The sequence below is a fragment of the Arenibaculum sp. genome (genome assembly GCF_035998295.1).
Classification (GTDB): Bacteria; Pseudomonadota; Alphaproteobacteria; order Azospirillales; family Azospirillaceae; genus DASYHS01.
This window is the reverse complement of the sequence record NZ_DASYHS010000277.1, coordinates 1-8,588: the sequence shown is the minus strand read 5'-3', so window position 1 is coordinate 8,588 and position 8,588 is coordinate 1. Positions and strand designations below refer to the sequence as shown.

Below are 8,588 nucleotides of genomic sequence, written 5' to 3'. Positions count from 1 at the left end.
GGAGGTACGGGCCGGTGAAGATCGAGCGTGTCGACTGCATTCCCTTTACGCTGCCGCTGCGGCGCGCCATCGGCTTCGCCGCCGGGCGGCTTGCCGAGACGGAGCACGTGCTGATCGAGGTGCACACGGACGAGGGCCTGGTCGGGCGCGCCGAAGCGCCGTCGCGGCCGTTCTTCTACGGGGAATCCCAGGTCTCCATGGTCGGCGCGGTCGAGAAGTGGTTCGGGCCGATGCTGGCGGGGCTGGACCCGTTCGCGATCGAGCGGGTGTGGGAGCGCCTGCGGACCGTCGAGCACAACAACACCGTCAAGGGCGCGCTCGACGTGGCGCTCCACGACATAATGGGGCAGGCGCTCGGCATGCCGTGCCACCGCCTGCTCGGCGGCTGGGGGGAGACGGCGACCGTCACCTATGTCTGCGGTCTGGGTGCGCCGGAAGCGGTGCGCGACGAGGCGCTCGAGATGAACGCTTCGCACGGCATCACCGCGTTCAAGCTCAAGGCCGGGCTCGACCTCGCGCGCGATGCGGCGATGCTGCGCGCGGTGCGCGAGGCCCTGCCGGCGGCGCTCCTCTACGTCGACGCCAACCAGGGGCTGACCGGCCACGCGGCGGTGCGGACGCTGCGCCTGTGCGAGGAGTGGGGGATCGCCTGGGCGGAGGAGCCGTGCCATGCCCATGACCGCGCCGGACGCCGGCTGGCGGCGGGAGCGACGACCGTGCCGGTCCTCGGCGATGAGAGCTGCCGCACGCCCGAGGAGGTCGCCCGCGAGATCGACGACGGCGCGGTGCATCTCGTCAGCATCAAGACCGCGCGCACGGGGTTCCGCGTCTCGCGCGACATCCTCGGCCATTGCCTGGCGCGTCGGGTCCGGCCGCTGTCGGGCAGCCAGGGAGACAGCGGCATCGGTGTCCTCGCCGGGCTGCATTTCTGCGTCGCCCACCAGGCCACGCAGGGGCTGCCGGCCGAGCTGTGCTTCCACCTCAACCTGGTCGACGACCTGCTCGCCGAACCGCCCCCGGTGAAGGATGGCATGCTGCGCGCGCCCGCCGCCCCGGGCCTCGGCATCGCGATCGACCGGGAGAAGCTGCAGCGCTATCGCGTCGGCTGATGCCCGCCCGAAGATGGGATAGCCTCGTATATCGGCGCCGCGGGGCCGGAACCACGGACGGGAGGAGACCGGGATGGACGAACCAATCGCAGGGCCGGGCATCGGGGCCGGCGACCTTGCGCCCAACGAGGCCAACCACGTGCCGCTGTCGCCGATCTCCTTCCTGGCGCGGGCGGCCCGGGTCCATGGCGGGCGCACGGCCGTCGTCCATGGCGGCCGGCGCTACACCTATGCCGAGTTCGCGGCGCGCTGCCGGCGGCTCGCCTCGGCGCTGCGGCGGCGCGGGGTCGGGCGGGGCGACACCGTCGCCGTGATGGCGCCGAACGTCCCCGAGCTCCTCGAGGCCCATTTCGGCGTCCCCATGGCCGGCGGGGTTCTCAACGCGCTCAACGTCCGTCTCGACGCCGAGGCCATCGCCTTCATCCTGAGGCACGGGCGCGCCAAGGTGCTGCTGACCGACCGGGAGTTCTCCCCGGTCGTGGGCCGCGCGCTGTCGCTCCTGGACGCGAAGCCGCTCGTGATCGACATCGACGACCCGGAGGGACGCGGCGGCGACTGGCTGGGCGAAGCGGACTACGAGGCGTTCCTGGCGACCGGAAGCCCCGATGCGCCGGTGGAGCTGCCCGCGGACGAGTGGCAGTCCATCGCCCTCAACTACACCTCCGGGACGACGGGCAACCCCAAGGGCGCGGTCTACCATCACCGCGGCGCCTACCTGAACGCCTGCGGCAACGCGCTCGCCTTCGGCTTGAACGCCGACAGCGTGTATCTGTGGACGCTGCCGATGTTCCATTGCAACGGCTGGTCCCACACCTGGGCGGTGACGCTGGCCGGCGGCACGCATGTGTGCCTGCGCCGGGTCGAGCCGAAGCGGATCTTCGCCGCGATCGCCGAGCACGGGGTGACGCATCTGTCGGGGGCGCCGGTCGTCCTCAACATGCTGATCAACGCGCCCGAGGAGGATCGCGTCCGCTTCGGGCACCGGGTCCAGGTGGCGACCGGCGGGGCGGCCCCGCCGAGCACGGTCATCGCGGGCATGGAGAGGATGGGGTTCCGCGTGACCCATCTCTACGGCCTGACCGAGAGCTACGGGCCCGCGACGGTGTGCGTGCCCCGGCCGGGCCTTGACGAGCTGCCTCTCGAGGAGAAGGCGGCGTTCATGGCGCGCCAGGGCCTGAACCATCCCATGCTGGAGGACGCGAGCGTTCTGGACCCCGGGACGATGGCGCCGGTGCCGGCCGACGGGGCCACCATCGGCGAGCTGATGCTGCGGGGCAACACGGTGATGAAGGGCTATCTCGACAATCCCGCCGCCACCGGGACGGCGTTCGCCGGCGGCTGGTTCCACACCGGCGACCTCGCGGTCGTCCATCCCGACGGCTACATCGAGGTCAAGGACCGGTCCAAGGACATCATCATATCGGGCGGCGAGAACGTCAGTTCGCTGGAGGTGGAGGAGGTCCTCTACAAACATCCCGGCGTCCTGGAGGCCGCGGTGGTGGCCCGCCCCGACCCCAAATGGGGAGAGACGCCGCATGCCTTCGTCACCCTGAAGCCCGAGGCCGCCGGCATCGACGCGGCCGCGATCGTCGCGTGGTGCCGGGACCGGCTGGCCGGCTTCAAATGCCCCCGGCACGTCACGTTCGGCCCGCTCCCCAAGACCTCCACCGGCAAGGTGCAGAAGTTCCTCCTGCGCGACGAGGCACGAAGGGCGCCGACCGATTAGCGGGGCGCATTCCCGGCCGGAGGCCCGCCGCTACGGCCGATGCGCCATGGCGTCCCTGAGGGCCGCCTGCAGGTCCTCGATGCGGAACGGCTTGCGCAGGACGGGCGCGCGCGGTCCGGCGACGCTTTCGAGCGCCGCGGTGTCGGCGTAGCCGCTCGCGAACACGATCGGCAGGTCGGGCCGCCGCCGGCGCGCGGCCTTGGCCATCTCCGCCCCGTTCATGCCGGGCATCGCGAAGTCGACCACCATCAGGTCCGGCGCCGTTTCCTCCAGCGCCGCCAGTCCCGAAGGCCCGTCCGCCGCTTCGACGACGCGGTAGCCGAGCGCGTCTAGCGAGCAGACGAGCACGCGCCGGACGTCGGGATCGTCGTCGACCACCAGGATCGTGGCCGACGCGCCGGCCGCCGTTCCATCCTCCCCGCCGGCCTCCGCGTCCGGGGGGACGGGCGTCCCGGTCCTCGGCATGACGACCTTGACGGTGGTGCCGACGCCCAGGCGGCTCTCGATCCGGGCGGTCCCGCCCGCCTGCCGCGCGATGCCGTAGACCTGGCTCAGGCCCAGGCCCGTGCCCTTGCCGACGCCCTTGGTCGTGAAGAACGGGTCGAAGGCCTTGGCCGCCACCTCGGGCGACATGCCCGTTCCAGTATCGCTCACCGCGAGTTCGACGTAGTCGCCGGGGCCGAGCTCGGCATCCTCGCCGATCCAGCACACCCTGGTGGCGATCACGAGATCGCCGCCTTCCGGCATCGCGTCGCGCGCATTGATGGCGAGGTTCAGGACCGTCATTTCGAGCTGCGTCGGGTCGGACAGCACCGCCCCGTCTCCCGCCAGGTCGAGGTTCAGCCGGACCAGCGGGCCGAGGGCGCGCGAGACCATGTCGCGCATGCCGGCGACGAGATCGGAGACGATCACCGGCTTCGGCTCGATCCGTTGCGCCCGCGAGAAGGCCAGGAGCTGCCCGGTGAGCTTGGCGCCCCGTTCGGCCGCCTGCAGGCCCGCCTCGGCGAACCGTCTCACCCTCTCGACCTCGCCCGGCTTGCGGCGGATGAGGTCGAGGCTGCCGACGACGGCGGCGAGCAGGTTGTTGAAGTCGTGCGCGATCCCGCCGGTGAGCTGGCCGACGGCCTCCATCTTCTGGGCCTGGCGCAGCGCTTCCTGCGTCTGCTCCAGCCGTGCGGCCGCCTCCTTCTCCTCGGTGACGTCGCGGCCGACCGCATAGAAGACGTCGCCTTCCGGAACCAGGGTCCATGCGATCCAGCGCCAGGTCCCGTCCGCGTGGCGCAGCCGGTCCTCGAAGCGCTCGATCGTCTCGCCGCGGCGGAGCCGCTCGACCATTTCCGCGATGGCTGCGTGATCGTCCGGGTGGACCTGCCTGGGGAAGGGCCGCGCGAGCAGGGTCGCCTCGTCGAAACCGAGCGTCGCCCCCCAGGCCGGGTTGACGGCCTTGAGATATCCGTCGAAGCCCATGACCGCCAGCAGGTCGCGGCTCATCGCCCAGACCCGGTTGCGCTCGGCCGTGCGCTCCTCGACGCGGCTCTCGAGCGTCTCCTTGGCGCGCTGCACGGCCTGGAACAGGCGCGCGTTGTCGACCGCGACCGCGGCCTGCCCCGCGACGCCGACCATCAGGCGCTCGTGCCTGATGGTGAAGCGGCCGGGCTCGGGATGGCCGAAGAACAGCCCGCCCAGAACCTCGCCCGAGCGCGACGTGACCGGCACGGCGAGATAGCTGCGCACCGGGACGTGGCCTTCGGGCATGCCCTTGTGCGGGTCGTTCCGGCCGTATCGGTCGTCGAGGAGGATGTCGTCGGAGCGGATGACCCCTTCGCCGACGAAGGTCGGCCGGAACACCGCCGTCGCGCGCGGCATCGGGAAACCCTCGAAGGCCGACCGGTCGATGCCGGAGAGGGTGTAGAGCATGTAGCTGTCCCCCGCCTCGTTCAGCACGTTGTAGAAGAACGCGCCGAACTCCGCGCCGGTCAGCACCACCCCCGCGTCGGTGACCGTCTGGACGATACGCTCCAGGTCCAGTTCGGCGGCGAGCGTAGCCCCGATGCGGTTCAGGGTCTCCAGCATCCGGCTCTCTTCGCTCAGCGCTTCCTGAGCCGCGCGCTGCTCCGTGACGTCGGTGTGGACGCCGACCCATTCGGCGACGGAGCCGTCCTGCCGCAGGATCGGGACGGCCCGGACCGAGAAGCGCCGCCACTCACCGTCGCGGCACCTCACCCGGTGCTCGAAGACATAGGTTTTGCGCTCCGCCACCGCCTCGGTCCACGCGTCCATGGTCGGCCGGGCGTCGTCGGGGTGAACGGCGTCGGCCCAGCCGTAGCCCTGGTACTCCTCGTAGCTCTGGCCGGTGAGCGCCGCCCAGCCGGGCTGCTCGCCGACCATCCGTCCGCCGGCGTCGTTGGTCCAGAGCACGCCGTCGGTCGCGTCGATCGCCGCGCGGAACCGCCCGTTGCCGGCGCGCAGCGCCTCTTCGGCCAGCGTCTGCTCGACGGCGGTCGAGGCGATCTGGGCGAGCTGCACCAGCATCGCCTCGTCCGCCTCCTCGAAGTCCGAGCCGTCCTCCTTGTCCGAGAGCTGGATGAGCCCGAGGTTGCGCCCGTCGCGCCCGACCAGCGGCGCCGCGAGCCAGCCGCGCATGGGCGGATGCCCGGCCGCATGATCTCCGAAGCCGCGCCAGCGCGGATGCCTCACCAGCTCGGCCTGGGTCATGCGCACCGGCCGGTTCGCCTCGCACACCCAGGCGTAGATGCCCGAGCCGTCGGTCACCGCCGCATAGTCGCGCCACCGGGCGTAATGGTCGCTGAAGGCGACGGCATTGATCGCCTGGGCCCAGTCCGGCCCCTTCGTGAGGCTGACCACCGCCTGGTGCGCGCCTACGAGACGTCGTGCGGCCCCGGTGATCTCGTCGAGCGTCGCATCGAGCGTCGGCGCGCGCGCGACGGCGAGGGCGGCCTGCGCCAGCCCCTGCAGCTGCTCCGCCCGCCGCGCCTCGCTCCAGCGCAGCGCCCCGTGGGCCCGGTGCGTGTCGGTGACGTCATGGCCTTCGCAGAAGATGCCGCTGACCGTCCCGTCCTCCTCGACGATCGGCTCGTAGATGAAGTCGAGGAATCGCTCCTCGGGAGGTCCGTCCGGCGCGAACCGGTACCGCAGGGGCACGCCGCTCGCGACGTGGCGCCGGCCGGTGGCGTAGACCTCGTCCAGCAGCTCGTAGATGCCTTGCCCCTCCAGGTCGGGAAAGACGTCGCGGACCCTTCTGCCGACGATGTTCTCGCGCTGGAAGACGCGGTCGTGGGCGCGGTTCGCGAACTCGTAGACGTGCTCCGGCCCGCGCATGATGCAGATGAAGCCCGGCGCCTGGTCGAACAGCCCGATCAGGCGCCGTCGCTCGGCATCAGCCCGGCGGTCGGTGAGCACGCGCTCCGTGGTCTCGACGACGATGGCGATCACGCCGGCCGGCCGGCCCGTCTCGTCGGGAACCGGCGAATAGTCGAGGTTCATCCAGACCTGCTCGGGCCGGCCGTGGCGGTGGAGCGTCAGCTCCTGGTCGCGATAGGCGAGCGTGCCGCCCGCAAGCCCCACCTTCATGACGTTGTCGTTGAAGTCGGCGACCTCGGGCCACCCCTCGCGCACCTTGCTGCCCAGGAGCGCGGGGTGCCGGCCCCCGGCGAACACCGAATAGGCGTCGTTGTAGAGCATCGTGCCGTCTTCGCCCCAGAGCATGACCATGGGGACCGGCGACAGGAGGATCATGCCGAGAGCGGTCCTGAGGCTCTGCGGCCAGGCTTCGATCGGACCGAGCGGGGTCGAGGACCAGTCGTGCGACGCGATCAGCCTTCCCGTCTCGCCGCCGCTGGCGATCAGGCTTGCGGCGAATGTGGGGACCTGGGCAGCGGCCACGCTCGACCTTTCCTGTTGGCGGCCAGCATCTTCGGCCGGACGGCTCAATGCCGATACTGCCGCCTGGACGGCCAATGCGACAGGATCAGACCCTGCGGCACCGGCACCTCGACCAGGCCATCGTGCAGCCATGCCAACGCCGCGTCCACGATACGTATCAGCTCGTCGGGACTGAACGGCTTGCGCAGCCAGCCCAGCGCGCCCGCTGCGTGGGCCTCGGCGTATGAGGCGTGCGCGGTGACCAGGAGGCTGGGGATGCCGAGATGCGCCTGAAGCTTGGACACGGCGGCCAGCCCGTCGGTGCCGTGCGCGAGGCGGACGTCGACGAGTGCCAGGTCGGGCGCGTGCATTTCGGCCAGCCGAACCGATTCGGGCGCCGTCGACGCGACGCCGCAGACCTCGTGGCCGGCATCCGTCAACATCAACTGGATGCCCAGGGCGACCAGGGCCTCGTCCTCGGCGACGATCAGTCGACCCTTGTATCGCCCCATCCGCTGATAACCCCCAAGTATTGGTCCGTGCCTACGTATTTGCCGGACGCCGCACTCTCCGGACATCCTCCACCGAGCCTTCGAATACCACTGCTCGCGTCCGCCCGCAGTCTCCGAAAAAGAGTAAAGTGTCGAAACCGGATAGCCCCTGGAAAGAGCGCATTATCGAAGTGGTGGATGAACTTTTAATGGACTTTCGGATATCAAGCCAACCGATACCGCGTCGGGACGCCGTGTGAAAGGAGAAGGTTTGAGCGAGCAGAGGCCCCCTCGGAACATCGATGCGCTTGATACGGCGCTGAAGGTCGTCGTTGCCGACCTGGCCCTCCGGGCCGCGCACACCGAGGATCTGTACTCCCTGATGCAGGAGGCGTCCGAAATGGTGGCGTCGGGCTTGGGCATCGGTCATGCCGACGTGCTGGAATTCCTGCCCAGCCGCCACGTCCTGCGCGTCTGCGCCGGCGTCGGCTGGCGACCCGGTATCGTCGGGGTCGCCACGTTCCGGGCCGACTTGCGCTCGCCGGCGGGCTTCGCCCTGCAGAGCGGCAGGCCCGTGGTCAGCGAGGACCTTGCGGGCGAGCATCGCTTCCGTGCGGCCGGCCTCCTGCAGGAGCACCGCATCCGGAGCGTAGCGAACGTGGTGATCCGCGGGCGCGAGGGTCCGTTCGGCGTGCTGGAGGCGGGCTCGGCGAAACGGAAGAGCTTCTCGTCCGAGGAGGTCACGTTCCTCCAGAGCATCGCCGACCTGCTGGCCGCGGCGGTGGACCGCGCGAGGGCCGACCACCGCCTGGCCCTGGCGGCCGAGCAGCAGGCGGCGCTCCTGCGCGACCTGCAGCACCGGATGCGCAACGACCTGCAGGCCATCATCAACCTCGTCTACATCCAGCTCCGGCGGACGCGGGACCCGGCGACCCGGCCGCCCCTGGTCTTCATCCGCCACTGCCTGGAGGCGCTGCGCCTGGTCCACGACCAGGGAGACTTCGAGACCCCGAGGCGGCGGCTGATGCTGGACGTCTACCTGCGGGCGTTGAGCGCCTCCGTGTTCCGTTCCGGAACGGACCGCGAGTTCGGGTTGGACCTGAGGCTGGACCCGGTCGAGGTGGAGGCGGAACTGGCGGTCTCGCTGGGCCTGATCATGATCGAGTTCCTGACCGGCGGCCAAGCGCCGGACGAGGCCGGAACGATCGAGATCCGGCTCGAGCGGCTTGCGTCCGGAACGGGGCGGCTGACGCTGGCCCACAGGCCCCCGCAGCCGGATCGCCGCGCGGGCCGGGCCGACGCGTGGAAGCTGATCGAACTGCTTGCGGCGCATGCGGGCATCCGGCTGCAGCGGCCGTCGGGCCGCGGCGGGCACCTGGC

5 protein-coding genes are annotated in these 8,588 nt (G+C 70.9%); 3 read left to right on the top strand and 2 right to left on the bottom strand.

The features are described from left to right. Together VGO20_RS25845 and VGO20_RS25840 are read left to right on the top strand one after the other, a co-directional pair. Positions 1 to 1,109, top strand: a 1,109-nt coding sequence (locus VGO20_RS25845; RefSeq protein ID WP_327505289.1) for a mandelate racemase/muconate lactonizing enzyme family protein, incomplete at its 5' end; no start/stop codon positions are given. A 73-nt stretch (positions 1,110 to 1,182) separates the two neighbouring features. Beyond that, a complete protein-coding gene (locus VGO20_RS25840; protein WP_327505288.1) occupies positions 1,183 to 2,835 on the top strand; it encodes an acyl-CoA synthetase in 1,653 nt (550 codons plus the stop codon). Positions 2,836 to 2,865: 30 nt separating this feature from the next. Here VGO20_RS25840 and VGO20_RS25835 read toward each other — a convergent pair whose 3' ends face one another. Beyond that, positions 2,866 to 6,738, bottom strand: coding sequence for a PAS domain-containing protein (locus VGO20_RS25835; RefSeq protein WP_327505287.1), 3,873 nt, complete (start codon positions 6,736 to 6,738; stop codon positions 2,866 to 2,868). Positions 6,739 to 6,782: 44 nt separating this feature from the next. Next, entirely contained in the window at positions 6,783 to 7,229 is a 447-nt protein-coding gene (locus VGO20_RS25830) for a response regulator (RefSeq protein ID WP_327505286.1), read from the bottom strand. 250 nt (positions 7,230 to 7,479) lie between these two features. Here VGO20_RS25830 and VGO20_RS25825 point away from each other — a divergent pair. After that, positions 7,480 to 8,588, top strand: a 1,109-nt coding sequence (locus tag VGO20_RS25825; RefSeq protein WP_327505285.1) for a GAF domain-containing protein, incomplete at its 3' end; no start/stop codon positions are given.